The organism is Shouchella patagoniensis (assembly GCF_002019705.1).
Classification (GTDB): Bacteria; Bacillota; Bacilli; order Bacillales; family Bacillaceae_D; genus Shouchella; species Shouchella patagoniensis.
The window spans coordinates 3,519,237-3,542,746 of record NZ_KV917377.1 but is presented as its reverse complement, the minus strand read 5'-3'; the positions used below and the strand labels follow the sequence as shown (position 1 = coordinate 3,542,746).

General features: G+C 39.3%; 20 protein-coding genes. 2 read left to right on the top strand and 18 right to left on the bottom strand.

Features of this window, described 5'->3' with window-relative positions:
- Window positions 1–24: 24 nt before the first annotated feature.
- Genes BK584_RS18380 through BK584_RS18370 form a run of 3 tightly spaced genes read right to left on the bottom strand, consistent with a single transcriptional unit; the run spans window position 25 to window position 3,404 of the window.
- The gene (locus tag BK584_RS18380) at window positions 25–867 is read right to left on the bottom strand and encodes a sugar ABC transporter permease (RefSeq protein ID WP_078393927.1); all 843 of its coding nucleotides are present in this window, start codon (window positions 865–867) and stop codon (window positions 25–27) included.
- Between the two features lie 3 nt (window positions 868–870).
- A complete protein-coding gene (locus BK584_RS18375; protein WP_078393926.1) occupies window positions 871–2,151 on the bottom strand; it encodes a sugar ABC transporter permease in 1,281 nt (426 codons plus the stop codon).
- Complete coding sequence (locus BK584_RS18370; RefSeq protein ID WP_078393925.1) at window positions 2,151–3,404, bottom strand: sugar ABC transporter substrate-binding protein; 1,254 nt, start codon at window positions 3,402–3,404, stop codon at window positions 2,151–2,153. Before BK584_RS18370 ends, BK584_RS18375 begins: the two co-directional genes overlap by 1 nt.
- Window positions 3,405–3,624: 220 nt before the next feature.
- Here BK584_RS18370 and BK584_RS18365 point away from each other — a divergent pair, with 220 nt between their 5' ends.
- Window positions 3,625–5,373, top strand: coding sequence for a glycoside hydrolase family 13 protein (locus tag BK584_RS18365; RefSeq protein ID WP_078393924.1), 1,749 nt, complete (start codon window positions 3,625–3,627; stop codon window positions 5,371–5,373).
- 332 nt (window positions 5,374–5,705) lie between these two features.
- On the opposite strand, the gene BK584_RS18360 is transcribed toward BK584_RS18365, so the two are convergent.
- Window positions 5,706–7,034 (bottom strand): globin-coupled sensor protein, encoded by a 1,329-nt coding sequence (locus tag BK584_RS18360; RefSeq protein ID WP_169871371.1) that lies wholly within the window; start codon window positions 7,032–7,034, stop codon window positions 5,706–5,708.
- A 343-nt stretch (window positions 7,035–7,377) separates the two neighbouring features.
- Between BK584_RS18360 and BK584_RS18350 the strand changes: the two genes are divergently transcribed.
- Window positions 7,378–8,670, top strand: a complete 1,293-nt coding sequence (locus BK584_RS18350; RefSeq protein WP_078393921.1) for an ArgE/DapE family deacylase — start codon at window positions 7,378–7,380, stop codon at window positions 8,668–8,670.
- Between the two features lie 182 nt (window positions 8,671–8,852).
- Here the strand turns inward: BK584_RS18350 and BK584_RS18345 are convergent, their stop codons facing one another.
- The 14 genes from BK584_RS18345 to BK584_RS18280 all read right to left on the bottom strand — a co-directional run bounded on the left by BK584_RS18345 (window position 8,853) and on the right by BK584_RS18280 (window position 23,354).
- On the bottom strand, window positions 8,853–10,049 hold the full coding sequence (locus BK584_RS18345) for a CaiB/BaiF CoA transferase family protein (RefSeq protein WP_078393920.1): 1,197 nt from the start codon (window positions 10,047–10,049) through the stop codon (window positions 8,853–8,855).
- A 17-nt stretch (window positions 10,050–10,066) separates the two neighbouring features.
- Window positions 10,067–11,830, bottom strand: coding sequence for a thiamine pyrophosphate-binding protein (locus BK584_RS18340; protein WP_078393919.1), 1,764 nt, complete (start codon window positions 11,828–11,830; stop codon window positions 10,067–10,069).
- Entirely contained in the window at window positions 11,827–12,822 is a 996-nt protein-coding gene (locus BK584_RS18335) for a zinc-dependent alcohol dehydrogenase (RefSeq protein ID WP_078393918.1), read from the bottom strand. The genes BK584_RS18340 and BK584_RS18335 overlap by 4 nt, the downstream gene beginning before the upstream one ends.
- A 27-nt stretch (window positions 12,823–12,849) precedes the next feature.
- The gene (locus BK584_RS18330) at window positions 12,850–14,277 is read right to left on the bottom strand and encodes an aldehyde dehydrogenase family protein (protein ID WP_078393917.1); all 1,428 of its coding nucleotides are present in this window, start codon (window positions 14,275–14,277) and stop codon (window positions 12,850–12,852) included.
- Window positions 14,274–15,101 carry a citryl-CoA lyase gene (locus BK584_RS18325; protein ID WP_078393916.1) on the bottom strand — a complete coding sequence of 276 codons (828 nt, stop codon included), beginning with the start codon at window positions 15,099–15,101 and terminating at the stop codon, window positions 14,274–14,276. Before BK584_RS18325 ends, BK584_RS18330 begins: the two co-directional genes overlap by 4 nt.
- Before the next feature lie 34 nt (window positions 15,102–15,135).
- The gene (locus BK584_RS18320) at window positions 15,136–15,957 is read right to left on the bottom strand and encodes a sugar phosphate isomerase/epimerase family protein (protein WP_078393915.1); all 822 of its coding nucleotides are present in this window, start codon (window positions 15,955–15,957) and stop codon (window positions 15,136–15,138) included.
- A 19-nt stretch (window positions 15,958–15,976) separates the two neighbouring features.
- Window positions 15,977–16,246, bottom strand: coding sequence for an HPr family phosphocarrier protein (locus BK584_RS18315; protein ID WP_078393914.1), 270 nt, complete (start codon window positions 16,244–16,246; stop codon window positions 15,977–15,979).
- A gap of 3 nt (window positions 16,247–16,249) precedes the next feature.
- Window positions 16,250–17,527 (bottom strand): TRAP transporter large permease, encoded by a 1,278-nt coding sequence (locus BK584_RS18310; protein ID WP_078393913.1) that lies wholly within the window; start codon window positions 17,525–17,527, stop codon window positions 16,250–16,252.
- An 11-nt stretch (window positions 17,528–17,538) separates the two neighbouring features.
- Window positions 17,539–18,087, bottom strand: coding sequence for a TRAP transporter small permease (locus BK584_RS18305; RefSeq protein WP_078393912.1), 549 nt, complete (start codon window positions 18,085–18,087; stop codon window positions 17,539–17,541).
- A 16-nt stretch (window positions 18,088–18,103) separates the two neighbouring features.
- Window positions 18,104–19,111 carry a TRAP transporter substrate-binding protein gene (locus tag BK584_RS18300; protein WP_078393911.1) on the bottom strand — a complete coding sequence of 336 codons (1,008 nt, stop codon included), beginning with the start codon at window positions 19,109–19,111 and terminating at the stop codon, window positions 18,104–18,106.
- Between the two features lie 51 nt (window positions 19,112–19,162).
- Window positions 19,163–20,215, bottom strand: a complete 1,053-nt coding sequence (locus tag BK584_RS18295; RefSeq protein WP_078393910.1) for a Gfo/Idh/MocA family protein — start codon at window positions 20,213–20,215, stop codon at window positions 19,163–19,165.
- A 62-nt stretch (window positions 20,216–20,277) separates the two neighbouring features.
- A complete protein-coding gene (locus BK584_RS18290; protein ID WP_078393909.1) occupies window positions 20,278–20,979 on the bottom strand; it encodes a GntR family transcriptional regulator in 702 nt (233 codons plus the stop codon).
- 190 nt (window positions 20,980–21,169) lie between these two features.
- The gene (locus tag BK584_RS18285) at window positions 21,170–22,246 is read right to left on the bottom strand and encodes an N-acetylmuramoyl-L-alanine amidase family protein (RefSeq protein ID WP_078393908.1); all 1,077 of its coding nucleotides are present in this window, start codon (window positions 22,244–22,246) and stop codon (window positions 21,170–21,172) included.
- Window positions 22,247–22,865: 619 nt separating this feature from the next.
- Window positions 22,866–23,354, bottom strand: coding sequence for a tetratricopeptide repeat protein (locus tag BK584_RS18280; RefSeq protein ID WP_078393907.1), 489 nt, complete (start codon window positions 23,352–23,354; stop codon window positions 22,866–22,868).
- Between the last annotated feature and the right edge of the window lie 156 nt (window positions 23,355–23,510).

The following is a 23,510-nucleotide window of genomic DNA, read 5'->3' as shown; positions in this document are numbered from 1 at the left end:
GAAACGAAGTAACAGCCAACTATTTTACCCTTTTGTTGCACCAGATGCCAGCCCAGAAATTAAGTACCGTTGTAAGAACAGGAACACAATTGCTATTGGCACTGCAATTAAAACGGCTCCAGCCGCAAAGCGAGTAAAATTATTTGCGAATTGGTCATTAACAAAGTTAAACAAACCAAGTGCGAGCGTATAGTTCTCCGGACTACGTAAAACAATTCTTGGCAGAATAAAATCCATTAATGGATTCATAAAGTTGAATAAAGCAACAACTGCAAGAATGGGCTTTGCAAGGGGTAAAATAATTGTAAAGAATATCCTAAAATGACCAGCGCCATCTAACTTCGCCGACTCATCAAGTTCTTTAGGTAGCGTGTCAAAGTATCCTTTAACTAGAAACGCATTCATCGGAATGGACCCTCCAACATAAATCAAGATTAAGCCCCAGAGCGAGTCTAAAAGTCCCATTGTATTTAATAGTACGTAAATGGCGACCATCGCCATCATAACTGGAAATATTTGCAAGACTAGGAAAAGATAAAGCCCGTTCTTTTTTCCAACAAACTGATACCTTGAAAACGCGTAGGCTGTAAAACACACTATAATAGTGGATAGAATAGACGTAATTGTTGCTACAAATAACGAGTTCTTATACCACGTTGTATAGTTACTTTGTTCACTGAAGAATAACCAGCGATAATTATCAAGAGACCACGAATCTGGCAAAAGACTCGCGCCATAAATATTGGTACCAGGATTTAATGACAATGCGATTGTCCAAATCAGTGGATAAGCAATAATAACAAACATAAAGAAGATAAACGCATACATAAGAAAGACTTCTATCTTTGATCTTGTTTTCATCTTCATCGTTTATTTATCCTCCTTAAACGAAGCACTTCGACGGAATTGGAATACCGCAAATAACGCTACGAGAATACCAATAATAATTGAAATTGCCGCTGCCATACTGTACTGTGAATTCTCAAATGCAAGACTGTATACCCAAGAAATTAAAATATCAGTACTACCTGCACTCTGACCTCGAACTGGAGGCCCACCTTCATTAAATAAATAAATTAAATTAAAGTTATTAAAGTTCCCGGCGTATTGCATAATTAGAAGTGGTGCAGTAGCAAACAATACGTGAGGCATTGTAATGAAGCGAAACTTTTGTACACGACTTGCTCCGTCCATGTCAGCAGCTTCATACCAATCATCAGATACACTTTGTAAAATCCCTGTAAATAAAGCAAACACAAACGGGAACCCTAGCCATGTCTGAATCATGATAAGTGCCATTCGGGTATAGAACGGATCTGACAACCATGGTATCGCCGTGTCAAATAATGGCATTAACAAGTCACGATTGATCGCTCCAAATCCATCATTAAATAACGCTGCAAAGATAAGGATTGTTACAAAGCTTGGTACTGCCCACGGTAAGATAAGTACTGTACGAATTAATTTTTTATATTTGATTCGTTTATCATTTACTATAACCGCTAAGAACATGGCAAGTGCAATTTGTAATGTTGTTGCGACAACCGTCCAAACAATTGTCCAAGAAAGCACAGAAAAGAACGTATTGCGCCAGATTGGAATAGTCGCTAAGTCAATGAAATTTTGAAACCCTACCCAGTTCAACACATTTCGTGGAGGGGCATTAAACAAGTTGTAATCTGTAAATGCTAAAACAACCATATACAAAAGTGGAAACACAACGGCTATAATTAGCAGTGCTAAACCTGGTAATACAAGTAAGTAGGGAAACCCCTTATCCCATGATTGACGCGTTCGTTCGTGCATCGTCTGAATGGCTTCCCCGTTTTGTCGTTTTATCGCTACTTTTTTTGCATCCTTTATGTTCAACACAAGTAAAACAAGTGCAAATGCAGTTAAAAATAAAGCAACTAACCCTTGGCCAATTAGTACACGCGAATCATCAACGCCTGACCACGTACCTAAAGTGACTAGTCCCCAGTAACCCATGTTAAACAAATCATAAAAAACCGTAATAAACGCGAGTGTAATAAATAAGAAGATACCACCCTTTAACCACTGTCGGTTATAGAGTTGACCGAGACCAGGTATAATGGACAAAATGCTAGCAAGCTTTGGGTTATGATCCGTCTTCTTTAGCTCTGTCTGCATTATTTCCCCGCCCCCATAATCTCAATTTCGTCTTGAATCATTTGAACCGTTTCCGTTAAGACATCTTCTACGTCTTCACCTTGCGATATAAAAACGTTGGCATCGCCCATTGGGCCCCACACAGCTGATACTTCTGGTACATTTGGCATAAAGTAGGCATATTCAAGCTGCTCAACAAAGCCGTCATAGAGCTCCTCGTCTAAGTTCACTTCAGCCCGTGCTGGGATTTCACGTGTGTGCTCAAAAAAAGTGTTAGCACTTTCTTCGTTTGTCATAAATAAAGCGAGTTCTTTTGCCCAGCTGATATGGTCGCTATAACCATTCACCATCCATGCTTTTACTCCCGCGAGTGATGTCATATGCTCTCCATTAATCGTTGGCAATGGTGCTGTTTTAACTGATTCCCCAAGCGTATTTCCGTATTCAGCAATGTTCCACGGGCCAGAGAAAACTGCTCCGACACTTCCATCCAAAAACAACCCGTTCAAAATATCGGCGTTTAAGTTATGAGGCAAATATCCTTTTTCATACCAGCTTTGCATTAATTCTCCGCCTGCAATCGCCCCTTCATTATCGAGCCCAATATCTTGTGTGTTATATTCATCGCCTTCTTCAGCAAAAATATATCCACCATACGCCTCATAAAGTGGATAAGAAAAATACATCTCTCTCGACTCCAACAAGAACCCATATTCATCTGCATTCGAATCTGTAAAGGATTCCCCTAACTGTTCTAACTCCTCGACTGTTTCTGGTGCTTCTTCAACGATATCGGTATTGTAAAATAACGCATAGGTTTCTACCGATGCTGGAATACCAACCAATTCGCCTTCATAGCTAAGCGCTTCCAAAGAACCATCAATGTAACCAGCTTGTTCTTCAGCCGTTAATTCAATCTCTGCTGCGAGTCCTTGTAAAGTAATATTTCCAACCATATCATGCGGTTGATAAAAGAGGTCAGGTCCACCACCCGCAGGAGCATCTAATGACATCGCTTCCAATTGATCGCCCATACTGAAAGGTGTAATACGCACTTCAATCCCTGTTTCCAATTCGAATTGATCCCCTATTTCTCGATAAGCAACAAGCGACCGTTCATCATCATTTACCCAAATGCTTAATGAGTCAGGTTTATTTGCTTCTGTTGCTTCCTCTGGTTCTAATTCATCTACAACCCCTGTACGGTCTGGACCACAAGCCCCAAGCAATCCGATTACTGCCAACACACTTATACTTTGTTTCCATTTATTCATCTATAACCCTCCCTTTTACGTATTACACCCTTTAACGGGCAAACGTTTGCATATTTGTATATAATAATTGCATTAGGATTTCACACTTAGTATATATGTACGAATAAGAATAAACAATACCTAAATAATAATTTAAGAAATCGTTTGCAAAAATGATTGACTCTGGTTCATACCTTAACTATGATTTAACTACAAATTCAATTTTTTGAGGAGGATTCCAATGAACGAGGCTGGCATCATACACACTCAACAACATCATCAATTATATGGCACTAGCAACCATCAAGTAGTTATTCGTCTGCAAACCGCTGCAAATGATATCGATTCTGTTTACTTAATTTATGGTGATCCATATGAATGGTCAAATGGTTCATGGCAGTCACAAAAAATCAATATGGATCTTGTAGGGACCGATGGTACATATGACTATTGGATAAAGGGCATTTACCTTCCCCATTCACGCGTCCGGTACGGCTTTCACTTAATTTCTGGATCAGAAGAGACATTTTATACTGAGCGAGGTCTTTATTCCGAAGCACCAACGCATATAGCTCCCTATTTCTGTTTGCCTTACTTACACAATCATGAACGTTTCTCTCCTCCAAACTGGGTTAAGGATACTGTTTGGTATCAAATTTTTCCAGAGCGTTTTGCGAATGGCCAACCCCATCTGAATCCAGAAGGAACACTTTCTTGGGGAAGTGAAGAACCGAAGCAAGATTCTTTTTTTGGTGGAGATTTGCAAGGAATTATTAACAACCTTGATTATTTAATGGACTTAGGAATAACAGGTATTTATCTCACCCCTATTTTTAAAGCGTTCTCAAATCATAAATACGACACCATTGACTATCTTCAACTTGATCCACAGTTTGGAGATGAACAAACGCTCCGAACCCTTATAACTGAATGTCATAAGCGAAATATTCGTATTATGCTGGACGCTGTATTTAATCATAGTGGCTACTACTTTCCGCCTTTTCAAGATGTTCTAGAAAAGGGAGCAGACTCAAAGTACGCAGCTTGGTTTCATCCCCACAGCTTCCCACTCGATTCTCGTTTAGATAAACCAAACTATGAAACGTTTGCTTTCGTTGGTTCAATGCCTAAATTAAATACAGCTCATCCTCAAGTAAAAGAATACCTTCTAAAAGTAGCACGCTATTGGATTGAGGAATTTGATATTGATGGTTGGCGTCTAGATGTAGCAAATGAAGTGGATCACTCCTTTTGGCGTGAATTCCGCAACCAAGTAAAGAATATTAAAGAGGATGTTTATATACTTGGGGAGATTTGGCACCATTCAAGTGAATGGCTTAAAGGAGATCAGTTTGATGCCGTGATGAATTATCCTTTTACCGATGCCATTCAAAACTTCATTCTTCGTGGCAAATCAGCGGTAACAACCACACACACATTGACAAGGCATTTGAACAGTTATCCAAATCCGGTAAATGCCGTACAATTCAATGTGCTAGGAAGCCACGACACAGCACGTATCTTAACAGAGAGTAGTAACAACAAGGAGCTCGTCAAACTTCAATATATTATGATGTTTTCTTTTCCAGGTACGCCTTGTATATACTATGGAGACGAGATTAGTATGGCAGGCGGTAATGATCCTGGCTGCCGAGCTTGTATGATCTGGGATGAACAACAACAAGATCGAGAGATGCATGCGTTTGTTAAACAATTAATTAGATGGCGCACGACCTATTCTGCCTTTGGTACTTATGATCGCATTCAGTTCCACGAAGTAGAAGATACAGACGTACTCATGTATTCTACTTATACGGAAAAAGAAGTAATGTTGTTCGTCTTAAATCGCGGTACAGAAACGGCTACGATCAAACTGCCAGAACAATTCTCTAACCAACCTTTTAACGATTTAAATACTGGACACTCTCTTAATACGTTACGATTTGATGTAAAGAAAGAGTCCTTTCTTCTATTTTCGTCGCAACTCTAATAAAAACCGAGCCCAATAGAGAGTCTCTCTATTGGGCTCGGTTTTTTATTTTTATTTTTATAGCTAACTTTGCACTCTATTGAAATTATTAGTCAGTCCACACAAACCGATCATCTAACTGCAACTGTCTTAGCCTCATTTATATCCATTCGATTATTAATCCAATCATTCCGACCCATAGTGCAACCGAAAGAGGCAAACCAATGACTAAACCTTTTATAAAACTTTTTTGTTGTTTCATTCCAGATGCCTCCCTTCAAGATTCATTTACCCTGATCTCAAAGAAACATCAAATAAAGATGTAAAATGATAGTTTGTTCATCTTTCCTTCTCTATGCATGGATCATTTTTTCTACATTCTCTTCAAAAGAAACTGAACTCGTGGATAATTGATTTACAGCTTGTGAAGCAGAAGAGACAGTAATTACCAATTGTTCGTTAATCAAATTTGTCAGCTCTGAAACGCTTTTTTCTATATTTGTGAATTGGCTGCGGTTTTCTTCAACGTACGTAACAATCAAATCAAACCGTTCTGCTGTAGCCTTCATACCCTCTGCCCCTGACTTTACCGCTTCCATTACTTTACTAACTGATTTCCCTACAGATGTACTCTGTTCATTCATCGTATTAACTAAATCAGACACACGTTTCGTAGAATCTTTCGTTTGATTTGATAATTTCCTAATCTCCGAGGCAACAACCGCAAATCCTTTTCCACGTTCTCCAGCCTGCTCTGCCTCGATACTAGCGTTAATAGATAATAAATTTGTTTGATCTGCAATTCGCTTAACAATGTCAATTACTTCTTTTACTCCATCAGAAAGACGTAATAGCTCATCCATTCGTGTAACAATTTTTTCTGTATCTACATAGATGCTCTCCATCTGGTTATTTTGCTTCAGAAGCTGATCCTTGCCTTTTTCAGAAACATTCAATGAAGACGCAGCATTTTTTCCACCAGCAACTGTAAGCGCTTGAATGTCTTGCGATTGTAAAGCTGCTTTATTTGCCGTTTCTTCAGTCTCTTCAGCTATTTGACTAATATCTCGCACGGCCTTACGGACCTCATGAATGTATTGATCCCGCTTGTCCGAAAAAGCTAATCGTATCCGTTCATTTTCTCGTTCATACGCTTCTAGTACGAGCTGCTGTTCAAAATTTATATATTTTCCGACAGTAGAGATCGCAAGAAATTTATCACTTTCTAAATCTAGTTGTTTTATCATAATTTGGTTTAAAGTAAATTGTAGATGCGAGAAAGCTCCTATATACCAACTCGTTTTCAGACCAATTCTTACATGGGCAAGAGCAATGCGTTTTCGTTTTTCCAAAAACTCTTCATTGATTGTCCCTTTAAATAATTCAAGAATATGATCGTTAAACGTTTTCTTTAATGCTTCTACAGTGCTGTACGTGCGTATTAATTCATTCATCTCTGGCTGTTCTAACAACTTCTCATAAAAAGCATTTGTAATCTCAAGAATATGTTCTTCAATTGTTGGACTCAGTACTTGAATGTACGCCACATCTTTTTTAGTAAGGTTAATGAACTTAAGCTGACTTTGTACGTCTTTGTTCGTTACAACAATGCCTTCTTGTCCTTTTTCTATATCCACATCCATAAATATCGAATCTTGTTGTGCATTCTTTTTTAGAAACATATAAATCCCCTTTGCCATTTACTTATTTATTTATACTATCGGCTAATTAATAGGAATGATAAATGAGGATGATATCTGATTTGTTAAAAAAGAAAAACAGATTCATCATTAACTTATCTCCTAAAAATATGAAAGCTACAAGACTGTTCTTATGTATATATAGTAAATCAATAAAGGAATCTTTAGCATTATCATCAAAATACATATAAACTAGATGTTGCAGGGTTTTCTTCACTAAGCTAGCGAGAAAGTAATTGGCTATACCCTTCTTTTCTCGTTTTAATTTATTCACATAAAGGGAAAGTCTTAAGCAATTACTGATTTATTTAAAGGAGTTCACTAAATGAAACTTGAAACATCAATCGAACAACTGATTACCAAAAAAATAGATGAACAATGGCAAGATCAACTTGATTTTTTAAAAACGATTGTACGCTTTCCTACCATTAGTGGTCGTGAACGCGTCATGCAACTATATCTTGCTGATTATTTCTCTCAAAATTTAAAAATGAAAGTGGACCGATTCATACCAGATATAGATATGATAGCTTCTCATCCGGGCTTTTCTCCACCCGAATGGAGTTATGAACAAAGCGATATTGTGATTGGAAGCCAAAAAGGAATAGAACCAGAAGCAGGACGAAGCCTTATCTTTCAAGCTCACGCGGATGTGGTAAGTGCAGAACCTATTTCTGAATGGGTATCAGATCCTTGGGAACCACATGAGCAAGATGGGCGGCTTTATGGACGTGGTGTTGCCGATATGAAGGCAGGACTTGCAGCGATGGTGTTTGCCTATAAAGCGATTAGAGAAGCTGGATACATACCAAAAGCCGATTTTATGCTTCAAATTGTTCCAGATGAAGAACGTACAGGCAATGGGGCACTTGCCACGTTAGAAGCTGGCTATCGTGCAGAGGGTGCATTGATTCCTGAACCATTTGGATTAAAAGCCGCTGTCGCGCAAGTTGGTGCACTCTGGTTCCGCGTCAACATTAAAACGATCCAAAAAGATGCTTGGAATCAAAAACAGACAAATGTCATTGAAAAATGCAATACGGTGATCTCAGCTTTAATGTCTTTTGAAGATGAACTTAATAAAACAGTTACCCACCTTGCATTCTCTGAACAAAAAAAACCAATAAACTTGAACATCGGGACAATTAAGGCAGGTGATTTCGCTTCCAATGAACCCATTAAGGCAACAATTGAAGGAAGAATTAGCATGCTTCCTGGCGAGAAAATAGATGATCGGAAAAAGGAATTAGAAGAATGGTTAATCAAAAAAACAAAACACGATAAATGGTTTAAAACAAACCCTCCTCATGTTGAATTTTTTGGGTTTCATGCAGAAGGCTCTTGCAGTGACGATTCCACTCCTTTGTTCCAAGAACTAGACAAGGCTCACACATACGTTACTCACGAACTCCCAAAGCGTCGTACACTGCCATCAACAACTGACGCTCGATTCTTCCATCTCTACTACGACATTGATGCGATCTGTTATGGTCCAGAAGGCGGGCAATTTCATGAAGTAAATGAATGGGTCGACTTAGAGAGTGTTCGTAAAGTTACAAAAGTGTACGCCATTATGCTTGCCAATTGGTGTGGTTTAAGCAAAGTTGACCAAACATAGTCGCGAAAACTTGAATCGCACATCTACTTTTCCACATCACTTCAGTCGATAGAAGATGGGATCACTCATTGGCATAATAAATTGGAGAGCTAACGATAAAACGAGCCTCATCACGAATGATGAGGCTCGTTTTATTTTATTTAAGCGCTTGAATTTGTAGTTAGTAGCAAAACCCATCCTCACTAAATCACATTTCTTTCTTTAAATCTTTGAATTTCTTCTCCAGTGAATCCAAGACTATTCAAAATGGTTTCGTTGTTTTCACCCAGATCAGGGGCAACGGATCGAATGCTACCGGGCGTCTTCTCAAACTTTGGTACGACACCTGGTACTTTAATCGTCCCAAGCCTTGGATGTTTAACTTCCACAATATTTTCACGAGCTTTATATTGCTCATTCTCGAAAATATCAGCAATACTCATTACAGGACTTACCGGTACACCATACGAGTCTAGCTTCTCAAGCAATTCTTCTCGCGGTAACTTCACAATCCACTTTTCAACGATTTGATTTGTTTCATCATTGTTCTCAAGTCGACGCGCATTTGTATGGTAGCGCGGATCTGTTAACATATCTTCTCGATCCATAGCTTTTGCCAAACGATTAAACGTTGTGTCTGTACTTGTTACAAGTACAACCCAATGGCCATCCTTTGTTTGAAACGTTCCTGAAGGTGAAGAATGTCCTGCAAGACCAGGTGCACGTTCACGTATTTTTTCCAATTGATCATACTCGGCAACAAGGAACTCCATCATACGAAAAACTGTCTCATACAAAGCAATATCAACCATTTGTCCACTACCATCTTCACTAATATCCCGATTATAAAGCGCTGTTACCGCTGCAAATGCGACGTAAATGCCACATATATAATCCGTTAACGAAAATGGGGGACTTACAGGATGGCGATCCGTAAAGCCTTGCAAGTATGTGTACCCACTAAACGCTGTAGCAGGCGTTCCAAAACCAGCCTTCTTATGGTACGGGCCTGTTTGTCCATAACCAGACACGCGAATCATAATTAATTCAGGGTTAATTTCTTTTAGCACATCATACCCAATACCCCATTTCTCAAGGGTTCCTGGGCGGAAATTTTCCACTAAGATATCATGAGTAGCCGCTAGTTTTTTCATAATAGCGACACCCTCTTCTTGGTGTAAATCAAGTGTCAATGATTTCTTATTGCGTGATAAACCTGGCCAGCGTAAAGGTTCTTCTCCTTTAAACGGTCCAACACTTCGAGACGTATCACCACGTCCTGGAATCTCGACTTTAATCACTTCAGCGCCAAAATCACCAAGCAATGCCGTACCAAATGGGGCCGCAATCATCGTTGCTACGTCTAGGATTTTCACGCCTTCTAAAGGTGTTTTTTTCATTGTTTGCACTCCTTGCTTTATGGGATACTGACGTGTGATTTCTTGCTACCTGGTGAGTAAATATCATTAATATTCCAGCTTCCGTCAGTTGGTACCGGCTCATTTCTCATTGCTACATCCAAGACAACTGGTTCATTTGCTTCAATTGCTTCTTTTAAAACGGATTTAAATTCTTCCGCACTCTTCACCTTAATACCTTTTACACCAAATCCATTGGCAATTTCTGCAAAGTTAGGAGTATACGTTTCTCCACCTCTTTTAAACAATGTCCCATAAGTGGTTTCGTAGTGAGCCATTTCTAACCCAGCAATTGTTCCATACGCACTGTTGTTCATAACAACCCATATCACAGGAATATTTTCTTCTACAGCCGTTGCAAGAACAGCTGGATTTTGACCAAAACCGCCGTCACCAATTAATGAAACAACCACTTTATCTGGTTGAGCAAGCTTTGCCCCAAGTGCTGCAGAAGATCCAAATCCCATCGTTGCATAGCCACCTGGTGTTAAGATGGAACCCGGTGTGTAAATCGGGAACTGTTGCCCTACACCATTTTTATTCCATCCCACATCGGTGGTAATGTATGCATCTCTTGGTAGGACTTCGCGAACATCTGCTAATATGCGTTCTGGTTTCAGCGGAAATGCGGTACTGTTTACATTCTCAGAAATACTGTTGTGTAAATCTTGACGGTATTGAATGATCTCTTTTTTCAAGCTTTGATTGCGCTCAATTCCATCTGGATAAAGCCGTTTTGCAACACGATTTAAAGCTTTAAAAGCACGTTTTAAATCAGCAACTGCACCAATCTCAACCGGGTAATTACGGCCAATTTCATTTGAATCAATATCAATATGAATCAACTTTGTTTCAGGGAAATTAAACGTCACATTTTTATACCATGAACTTGAGTCTGCCTCTGAAAAGCGCGTCCCTACACCAAATAAGTAATCAGCATTCTTCGTCCGACCATTGATAAATGCCGTCCCCCAGAATCCCGTCATCCCAAGTGTTAGATCATGATCATCTGGCAGTACACCTTTTCCCATAAGCGAATGCGCTACGGGAATATTCATATGTTCAACAAATTCACGTAATCCTTCTTCAGCATCCGCTAGGACAACACCACCGCCCGCATAAATGACCGGACGCTCTGCATTTGCTAATGTTTCCACAATCCGTTCAGCCGTTTCTTCATCTAACGATGGCTTTTCTATCACATGTGTATGGTGTGATAATCGTTCAAACCGTTCCACTTCTACTTCTTTTGAGAACATATCCATGGGTACAGATATAAGCACTGGACCCGGCCGACCGCTTTCCGCTAATTGAAATGCTTTTTGCAAAATTTCCGGGAATAGATCTTCACGGTCAACACGCCAAGCGCGCTTCACAAAAGGCCGATAGATCTCCCACTGTGCTCCGTCAGCATGCATGTTTACTTCTTGGTGTGGATGCTTTCCGTAATAATGACTCGGTACATCGCCAGCGATTACAACCATCGGTATTGAATCTAATGCTGCATTCGCAACACCCGTTGCTGCATTGGTTAGTCCTGGGCCAAGATGACTCAATACGACAGATGTTTGTTTCTTGGCCCGTGCATAGCCATCTGCCGCATGAGCAGCAATCTGTTCATGTCGGACATTAATAAATTTGATTGGGCTTTTATCAAGTTCTGCAAGTACGGCAATATTCGTATGACCACAAAGGCCAAAAATATATTCGACTCCACGTGTCTCTAAATACGTTACAAGTTGTTCTGAAACGAGTTTTTTCATGATACCGCATCTCCTTTAAATTGAAGTACAATTTTTGCATAGTCTCCACTTAACGCCATTTCATATGCTTCTTCATACCGTTGAAATGGCATAATCGCTGATATGAAAACCGTTGGATCAAACCGGACATCAGCTAAATAATCAATGCTAGCTTGAAAATCAACGGGAAATTCATAAATAATGCTCCCCATTACTTGCTGTTCATTACGCACAACTTGAGCAACAGGAATGGTTGCCTCTGGCGTAATCCCAATTAATAATAGCTGTCCGCCTGGTTTTAAATACGTAAAACAGGATTCAACTGATTTCTTTGTCCCAGCAGCTTCAATTACAACATCAAAACTGGCATGATCTAATTCGCTTGGATGACAAACATTTGTATTCTTAAAGCCTTTTAAAAGCTCTAATTTTTTAACGTTAATATCTACAGCTGTCACTTCTCCTCCGAAGTAATCAGCTAGTGCTGTAGCGAGCAATCCTTCTGTCCCACACCCAACAACAAGCACTTTTTTCCCTGGGGAAATTGCTACTTTTTTTATCCCGTGAACAACAACTGATAACGGTTCAATGAGAATAGCTGCCTCTTTACTAATCTCATCTGGTACGTGTAAGACATAACGTGAGTTCACAATGATTTCTTCCGCAAATCCACCATCACAATTCACACCAATCGAGCGCTTGTTTTCGCAAATATTTGATTTACCTGCCTTGCAATAGATGCACTCTCCACAAAATGTATTTGGCGTAATGACCACGCGCATTCCCGGAGAAAACCCTACATCTGTTGACTCAATTACTTCCCCGATAATTTCATGACCAGGGCGAAGGGGATATGATGCATATTGGAGCTTACCTTTATAAACAGACAAGTCAGAACCACAAATCCCCCCGTAAATTAACCGGATTTTCACTTCGTTTTCTTTTAATACTGGCAAGGGCTGCGCTTCACGTATTTCAAGCGCACGAGGCCCTTTTAAATAAAGCTCCTCCACTCAACTCTCCACCCTTCATAAGGTTTTCTACACTAAGTCTTGTAGCACGACCATCTTTGTCTCGGTCATTTCCTCTACAGCAAAGCGTGGGCCTTCTCTTCCAATTCCACTATTTTTTATCCCGCCATATGGCCAATGATCAAGCCTGAAATTTGACGTTCCGTTGACTACAACTCCACCCATTTCAAGCTCAATGACCGCTTTTCGAATAACCTCCATTGAATTGGAGAATATCCCAGCTTGTAAACCGAACTCAGAGTCATTTACTTCCGTTATAGCTACATCTAATTCCGTATAAGGAATGACACTCACAAGAGGACCAAATACTTCATTGCAAACGACTTTACTTTCTTTTTTTGGTCTCAGTAAAATGGTTGGTTCAATTGAAGCACCATGTGCTTTTCCTCCTTGCACAAGCTCCGCGCCTTCTTCAATCGCTTCATTAATCCAGCTGCTAATCCGCTCAGCTGTTTGTTTATTCACAACGCAACCAATATCTGTTGTTTCATCTTTTGGGTCTCCAACTTTTAATGCAGCTGTTTTTTCTTTTAGTTTTTCAATAAACGAATCAATAACAGTTTCATGTACATAAATTCGTTGCACCGATATACAACTTTGACCTGAATTGCTAAAACCCGTCTTGGCTGCAAGGGTCGCCGCACGTTCAAGATTGGCATCATCATGCACAATCGTGGCAGAATTGCCACCAAGCTCTAGTAGTACTTTCTTCATACCAGCAATCTTGGTAATTTGTTCTCCCGCCGGCACTCCTCCCGTAAATGAAACGATGTTTGTACGAACATCCTTAACAATCTGCTCTCCAGTTGCTTTTCCTCCAAGAACCATTTGAATTGCTTGTGATGGCATACCTGCTTCAAGTAAAAGTTCGACTAATGCGACAGCAATAAACGGTGCTTGCGGAGCAGGCTTTAAGATCGTCATATTGCCAGCTGCAAAACTCGGTCCTACTTTATGGCAAATTAAATTTAACGGTGCATTAAATGGCGTGATTGCTGCGATTACCCCAGCCGGTACACGAAAAGTCATTGCCATTGAACCTTGCCCTCGCTCCGAAGCACCACCAGGCATCGTATCGCCAAATAATCGTTTGGCTTCTTCGGCCGATTGAATAAGCGTTTCAATCGAACGCGATACTTCATCACGTGTATTTCTTAATGCTTTACCTACTTCTAAAGAAATAATTTGCGCAAACGACTCTTTACGTTCTTCCAGCAAATCAGCTGCTTTATATAAAATTTTTGATCGTGCCGCTGGAGACATGCTACCAATTTCTTTTTTGTTAGTGAATGCTGCTTCAAGTGCTTTTTCCACTTCTGCTGTGGTCGCTTCAATTTGAACTCCTACTAATTCATTTAAGTAGGGACTACGCACTTCAAATGATTTCCGTTCATCATTGACCCATTCTCCATTAATAAATGGACTTGCCTTTTTCATGATTGTTCACTCTCCTCTACTCGTTTACCTGTATAACGAACGAGCTTTTCTTCATTTGGACAAGGTCCTTTAATTAGCGTCCCATTTTTTCGTTCTTCATAGGCGTGTGCAACAATCCCCATTCCACGTGACAAGGAAAAAATACCTTTTGCCGCTTCTGCTGGTACACCTAGTTCACATTGCACTGCGGCGGATATTCCATCAACATTAATTGTGAAACGGCGATTTTTAATGGACGAAATTGTACCGCGATAATCTTCAAGGATACGTAAGTAATTTCCGCTAATCTCCCCGCTCTCAATCAATAAGTGAGAAAGTTCGTATAGTCGCTGCACCCTTGGATCATTATCATGAAGCTGATGACCAAATCCAGGAAGCTTTTGACCCGATTCTAATAACTCGCTTAATTTATCTGCTACGGCATGCTCGTTCTTTAACTGGATTCTCTCTGTTTCATAAAGTAGAGCCATCGCATCTTCAACTGCCCCTCCATGTACATCACCAAGCATATTCACTCCGGTTGCGACGGCTGAGTTAAAGGATACACCACAAGTAGCTGCCATTCTTGCTGCTGCAATTGATGGTGCACGAGGTCCATGGTCGGCTCCCGCAACTAACACACTCTCAAACAATTTCGCTTGGTTATCTGTAAGCTCTTTTCCACATAAAAGGAAATAGAGCATTTGACTATAACTAATATTGCCAATCAAATCTTCAATCCGCTTGCCACGAATGATAATTTCATTCTTCTTAATGTCACTAATTTCCGTCTCCCACCAAGAACCACCTTGTTTATACGTCTCTAGTGCACTCCTACCTGCCATTTAAAACCCTCCACTCACTTGTATACTAGTATTTTTAAATGCTCTGCTTTCGTTGCTCCATAAATGTTTTCGCCGATTGCAAACATCTACGAGCATGCTCTTCTGCCCCTAATTTATCTACTCGTTTTAAATGCGGAATTTCTAATGAATAAGGTACCGTTGGAATTTGATTGACTAACTCAATAAGTGGCAATCCTCCTTCGCCAACATAAAGCCTCTCCTCTCGTAAGATTTCCGTCATCCTTTCTGTTGAACGAGGTATTTTCTCTACTGCATCACAAAGGTGGAAATAACGAAACCATTCGGTGGGAACCTTTTTCAAATCTTCAATTTCATCTCCAGACCGATGGAAATGATGAGCATCTATCATTAAACCGGCGTTGCTCTTATTAACAGTTCGCAAAATATTAATTGTATCATTAAGATTTGCAACGGAAGCGATAGGAACAAACTCTAATTCAACAGTCAAATTATATTCACTTGCTAGATCACATAAAGATGCAAAGCTCTCTATGGCAAATGAGAGATCTTCTGTCCAAATACTGCTTAGTACGTGTTTAGCACCTAGTTCAGCGGCCACTTCAAATGCAGGCTCATAGAGCGTGGGGTTAATTCCATCAGCAATTTTTGCTAATTCAATATCGAGCACGTTCAGTCCCGTTTCTTGAAGTGCTCTTTTTGTCTCTCTGAACATTTCTTTTTTATTTGCCAGATCATAATTTGGTTCTTCCCCAATTCCCATATAGATCGGTCGTATACTTACATAGTCATAACCTGCTCTCGCTGCCACATAGGTTAGTTCTGGGGGAGAGCATTGAAGTGCAGTAAGATGGGCAAGTGAAAATTGTTCTTTCATTACAACTCCTCCTTTATCATCATGATCTTTGTTTCCCACTTAAGAAAGCAGCTACAGCTTGAACAGCACCTGCTGCTTCTGGACCTTCCGCGAAAACCGTTACATGATCACCATTTTTTAACCTCACATTGATTAATCCTAATAGACTCTTCAGGTTTACCTCGTGAACCACCCCGTTTAGAACCTTTTGTAAATAGATTTCAGCCTTATAACTTTGCAAACACTGGCTTAATTCAACTACTGTTTGCTTCTCAGTTAACATCACTTCTAATTCAATTAAATTATTCACAAGTTATTCTCCTCCAAGCAAAAGCAATGATAATTCTGGGATGAAGATAACCAAAATCAATGTCAGAAGCATGGCAAAAACAAATGGGACAATTGCCTTTGATAACGACATGATAGATAGACCGGAAATACCCGACGCGACAAAGAGATTAACACCAACCGGTGGTGTGATAAAACCAATCGCTAAATTTAAAATAACAATCATTGCAAAGTGAATCGGGTCATAACCTAGCTCCATTCCCACTGGCACAAGTAGTGGTGTAAAAATAATAATTGCTGCAGTGGTGTCCATAATCGTTCCAATTAATAAAAGCATCAGTGAAATAAGCGTAATAAGAATAAATGGATTATCTGAGATGTTTAGCATTCCATTTGCGATCTGAGCTGGTATTTGTTCAATAATCATTATGCGACCAAACGCCGTAGCCGCTCCAATGATTAGTAAGATCGTTGCCGTTGTTAAAGCTGAACTTCTAAATATTTCATAAAGGTGACTCCACTTTAATTCCCTGTACAGAAGAATGCCTGCTAACAATCCATACATAACGGCTACCACAGCTGCTTCCGTAGGAGTAAAGAACCCACTGTAAATACCACCTAAAATAATGACTGGAACTAGTAATGCCCACTTTGCCTCCCATGCTGCTTTACTTATACGTTTAAATGAAAAAGGTTTTCCACTACCGCTATACCCTTTCTTTTTTGAGAAATAAAACGCATATGCCATCAAGGCAATCATAACGATAATGCCAGGCACGATACCAGCAATAAACAAGTCCCCAACTGAAACACCACTTGTTACTCCATACACAATTACTGGAATACTTGGTGGAAGAATTACACCAAGTGCTCCTGCAGCAGCAACCAGCGCTGTCGCAAATCGTTTATCGTATCCCATCGAGACCATTGCCGGAATCATCATTCCTCCAACAGCTGCAACTGTAGCGGGACCAGAACCGGAAATAGCAGAGAAAAATAGACAGGTAACAATCGTTGCCATTGCAACACCACCTGTTAAATTGCCAACCAGTGTCTCTGCGAGTCCAAACAGTCGTTTCGATAACCCTCCTTTTCCCATAATTTCTCCCGCTAAGATAAAAAACGGGACAGCCATAATAGGAAACGAGTCAATCGACGTAATGAGTGCCTGTGCCAGAAACTCCAATGGCATCGTTCCCGTGTAGATCAATGCAAGAAGCGAAGCAAGACCTAGTGCAATTCCGATTGGTACGCTTAACAAAAGTAATGTTCCAAAACTTCCAAATAGCACAGCCGCTGTCATGCGAAGTCCCCCTATCTTTCTCCACCTGAGGCGATTGTTGGTTTATTACTTATTTCTGAGTCGCCAGCCTCAATTTGTGGATTCATTCCTCTTAAGTACTGAACTTGTTTAACAAACTGCTGTCCTATTCTGACGCATGTAAGAAGCATACCAATTGGTGCAGCTAAGTAAACAAATCCCATTTTCAACTCTAATGCAGGAGTTGTTTGTCCCCATTGCAAAATTTGTATCGCCATCGCACCTCCGTAAAAAAGTAAGAAAACAGCAAAAGAAAAAAACAGCAGATTCACAATCATGTTCAAAGCGACCTTGCCTTTTTCATTGAATAAAAGTAAAATCGCATCAATTTTTATATGACGTTGTTTTTTCACACCATAGCTCACGCCAATAAACACGAGCCAGATAAAGCAATACCTAGCCAATTCTTCTGACCAGCCAATAGAAGATCCAAATAAGAAACGCATGAGAACTTGAGCGGAAATGGATAGAACCATAACACCAAGGATGACAACAAGAATAAACTCCTCTAAATATCGATCCAAATAACGGATAACTTTCAATCTAGTTCCTCCTTTCCTACTCGATCTCTTCGACAGCTTGTTGGATTTGTTCCAGCCAATCGTTGTCATACTCATATTCATAGCGATCTCGAACTGGTTCGGTAGCTTCCCTTAACCGATCTATCTCTTCTTCCTCTAAATGAGTAATGGTCATTCCCTGCTCTTCTAAAAATTGAACGCTATTAGCAGCTTCTTGCTGATTCGCTTTTCTTTGCTCAATTTGTACTTCATTCGCTACTTGAATGATTGCTTGACGTTCTTCCTCAGTTATTGACTCCCAAAACGGTTTGCTCACCATGAATGGACTGGCATTGTAAATATGATTCGTTGTTGTCAAATACCGTTGTACTTCATAAAAATGACTATTAACGACGTTGCCAATTGGATTCTCTTGACCATTTACCGTTCCTTGTTCAAGGCCTATGTATAATTCTCCATAATTCATTGGTGTCGGATTGCCGTTAAGTTCACGCCATAACTGGAGATGCCACCTATTTTCTAATGTTCGTATGTCGAGACCTGCAATGTCCTCGAGTGAGTGTACTTCTCGGATATCATTGCTCAACATCCTAAACCCGTTTTCCCAATAATTTAGGCCAATGACATTCTGTTGTTCAAGTTCATCCAACAAACCTCTACCAACATCACCATCTAGTACGTGGTAGGCTTCTTCTTCATCTGTAAAAAGGAAAGGTAATTCAAAGACATTAAAGGAATCTGCAAATTGAGCAATTGGACCTGTAGAAATTGTTGCAGCCTGAATTGTATTTAACTGCATGCCTTCAAATAGTTCCCGGTCACCACCAATTTGACTGTTTGTATATACTTCTACCACAATTGATCCGTTTGTTTCTTCTTCTAATCTGTCAGCAAATAAAAACATTGCCTGACTAAGTGAGCGATCACTTGGTGTTGCATTGCCAATTCTCATGATTGTTGACTCTTCTGCTGCTGACCCTAAGCTACATGCCGAGCATATAAAAATGATGGATGCTGGTATTGTTAACTTATAAAACGGTTTCATTTAATCCCCTCTTTCACAAACGAAAGAATGAAGAGCAAAGAAATACGTAATCTAACCCTTTACACTACTTCCCTCATTTAATTCAACTCGTCTTTTTTCTACCAATGAGCGTCGCATCGCCTCTAACACTTCTAAGGTCTTCACACCTTCCTGTCCGGTAACGAGAGGCTCTTCAACTCCCTTTAGAACCTTGATAAAATGGGTTAATTCAGCAACAATCGGATCGAGCTTTTCCATTGTTGAAAAGTTGCTTTTTACTAGCGGATGCTCCCATCCATAGGCATCATCAGCATACGTAAATAGCCGAAAACTTGGAAAAGCCAAACTTCCTTTTGTTCCGAAGAAATAATAACAATCCTCATCATAAAAATGGTATTTAGCGTTCTCTTTCAAATTAAATTCATAAGACCAAGGAGATGGAATTCCATCAGATAAGTAATAATTTACGGTTGCACCATTTGATGCCTCTAGAACAGCTGATACTGAATCCTCAACTTTATTTCCTCTAATGTTATTCTTTCCGATCGCGTAAACGCTTTCAATATCAAGACCTGTTACATAGCGCAAATTATCTATATCATGAATGCCATTAATCAACAAGGGACCACCTCCTGCATTGATACGCCATTCCGCTTCAAAATAAGGTCGATCTTTTGCAAGAACCCACACCATATTGACGCCAATTAAATCGCCTATAATTCCTTCATCAAGTAATGTTTTTAATTGCTTCATTTGACTTGAAAAACGACGATGATGGCCAACTAAAAGTTTAACTTGCTTTTCTTGACAATATGAAACCATTTCCTTTCCTTGTTCAATTTCATCAGCTATAGGCTTTTCAACTAAGCAATGAATACCACGATCAGCACAATAAAAAACAGCTTCCTTATGCAAACGATTTGGTAAGGTGATAATAACACCGTCAAGTTCATTTTCATCAATTAATTGTTTGTAATCCTGATAATGAGTAACGCCAAGTTCCTTTGATCGATTCATTGCCAATTGATCATTGCCAGCTACCGCAACAAGGGTAAGCCCTTTCATTTTTAATGCTTCACTTGCAAACGTATATCCATGATTTAAACCAAGAACTGCAATTCTCATCGTCTACCTCCAATTATACTAGTATACAAGTTTGTTTTTAATGAAACACTCATACCTCATGTTCAGATATGAGCGTCAAAATACTCAGCATATTTTTTCATAATTTCCTCATAGTAGCTTGAGATTTTACGTAAATGGTTAATTAACAACGTTTCTACTTCATCAGCTTGATTCGTTTCAATTAAAACAACCATTTGCTCATGGTCATCAATAATTCGGTCCATTTGTCTTGTTTCAAAAAACTCAAGGTAACGCATGCGATTTACATGCCCTCGAACTTGTCTAACGATGCCACTTAATGTATGGTTGCCACATATATCAAGTATTTTGTCATGAAAAACCTCATCGTACTGATAAAATGCGTCTACATCATCTGATAGGGCAGATTGACGTTGTTTAGCGATAATGGACAGTAAGTCCATTTTATACACATGCATTTCTGGTAAATTCCCATCCCACTTTTCTGCAACTTCTCTAAAAGCAGTAATTTCAAGGCTTTCTCTAACACGATAAGATTCCTGTACTTTTTTCTTAGATATATACTGTACTTGAATACCCTTTTGTGGGATGATTCGTAAAAACTCCTCCGAAGAAAGTAAGTGAATCGCTTCCCTTACAGGTGTCCGACTCATTCCTAATTCGTTGGCAATTTCACTTTCAAAAATCATTTGACCCGGCTTATATTTAAGCGTGATGATCATATTATAGAGGTATTGGTACACTTCTCCTGCTAATGTCTTACGTTCAACAGAAATTTTCTTCATATTCCTCAGCTCTTTACTATATTCGAATTGGTTAAATTATAAATGCGTACTAGTATACATGTCAACGCTTTCTTTTTGTTTCATTGAGTTTAGTCCCGTTTACCTACTACTAATAAAGGTGAACAGAGTAAATAATTAGTATAAAAAATCAAGTAGCGGTGGGATCAGTTCCCTGCTACTTGATTTTTTATTACAACTGCTTAACTGCTCGTCTTACCGCTTCACTTACTTCAGCCCTATGCTTCTTCGATTGGAGCAGGTAGAGTTCGTTTGCATTAGTCATATAACCGATTTCAACCAAAACCGCGGGTACAGTGGCATTGCGGAGAACTTGTAGGTTTGATTGATAAACACCTCTATTGTTATTCGAACTATAGTTCCTTAACTCAGTATTAATAATCTGAGCTTCACGACTGGAAGAATAAAAATGAGTCTCTAAACCATTTACACGTTCATCACTGTAACTATTCGCATGAATACTTAAAAAAAGATCTGCGTTGTTACGGTTAGCGTATGAGACTCTCTCTGCTAAACTAACAAACTCGTCATTTGACCGGGTTTCAATTACTTCAATTCCATCGGCTTCAAGCGTCTGCTTTATTTGTGCTTTATATTCGTAAACAATGTCTTTCTCCTGGACTCCTTGAACAACTGCCCCTGGATCATGACCACCATGGCCCGCGTCAAGAACAACACGTATGTTTTGAGACAATGTAGAAAATGATTCGACTTCACTATCTGATTGGGTGGTGGAAATGGGTTCAGTTGATAAATAATTCATATGTATGAAGCCAAGTATGCCGTTGTATGTCACCTGTGCCCAATCAGTATTAACTTGTATGTACTCAACTTTTTCCCCAAAAGTAAGTTTGCCAACGACATCTGCTTTGGAATCGGGGGAAACGCGAACATTAAGCCCCTCTGAAGCTGTTATCGTTCCATTTACAGGTTGGTAAAATGCCGTTTCCTTATCAACTTGCGTACTATCAGTTCCTAAAAAAACCGAGCTTACATAACCAAGTTGACCACGATAAGTTATTTGGGCCCAATCATCATCTAAACTTATAAATTCAATACGCTCTCCTGGATGAACCTGTCCGATAATTGGTCCATTTGTTGATTTAGCACTCCTTACATTTAACGGACTGTCTGATTGAACCACGCCTACTTGTACGTCAACAGCAAGTACTCTTTCTTGTTCGGACAATCCAAAAACAAGAAACATAACAGCAAGAAAGCTGATGATCCATATTGAGCAATTCTTCACAATTCCCCTCCTCTATGTTTAGAAACTACAAATATTGCTTAATACCCTATTTTGAATTGGTGTAAACATAAATAAGTAGATTAATAGATTTTATAATAAAAAAGAGCAACCACACGATTCTATTATAAATACCTACTGTAGCTTACGTACAGTTATTTATGTGATCTTAAAAGTTAAAAAGACAAAAAAGGATAAATAAAAAGGTTCAACCGTTTTTATTTATCCTTTATAAACTTCCTCATAGTGCCAATGAATGTTCTATGAAATCGATTGCTGGCACCTCAAATATACAGTTTTGTGGTAACGAAGGAAATCATTACAATGAGAAAAGATATATAACTCACTATCGTGGCAACTTAAACTCACAACTAACAACTTACATAATTGTTTTTAGACCTATATTTTTTTAAAAAAAGGTGAATAAGCACATACAAATAAGAATTGCCACTGCATAATCAATCCCTTCTGGCACGTTTAAACCCCAATGTTGAACTGACATACTTCCTCTCCTAACCATATTCAACTATTTATCTTCCTATAGCCTTCCTTTATTAAACTTAAAACGCCTTTTGACAATAAAAACACGTTGGTTATCAAACCAACGTGAGAAAGTAGCTCTTTACTTATGTTTCTTATGTTTACTTGAGTTTAATGTATTGTAATATATGACTTCTTTGTAAGCACGTATGCTTTCGTCACTAGATGTACGCACAATACAAGAAAGCAACAATTCTGCCGCCTCGTTATATCTTTCCAAAGTGTGTAATGCCATCGCGTAAAATACCTTTAACGCTTCGCATTCTGGAAATCGCTTGCTACCTTTATAAAGCACCTCCTCTGCTTCATTATGTCTATCAAGCGCCAGGTAACTACTTCCAAGTCCTAAATAAGCTTCTTTTAAGTCAGCGTCTTCTAAGCCGAGACGAATTGCAGCTTTAAAATAAGGCAATGCCTGTTCTTCTAACCCCATCATGTCGCAATTGGAAGCATATAAATAATGGAACCATCCGTCTTCTTGGTTTCTCTTAATTAGATGAATTAATTCTTTATTGGCTCGTTCCCAATTACCTTGCCCTCTTAGCTCCATAACTGATTCTAGTTCATCCATTTTGCCATCACCTCAAATAGGACGATTTAGCATACTACTATGATATGAAATCTTCATTATTCCTATTTTGTGAAGATATCGTTAGAAAAAACTTATTCCATAGAAACCTGATCAATCCAACACAGAATTTGCTACAGCATCCTCTCAAAAACAAAA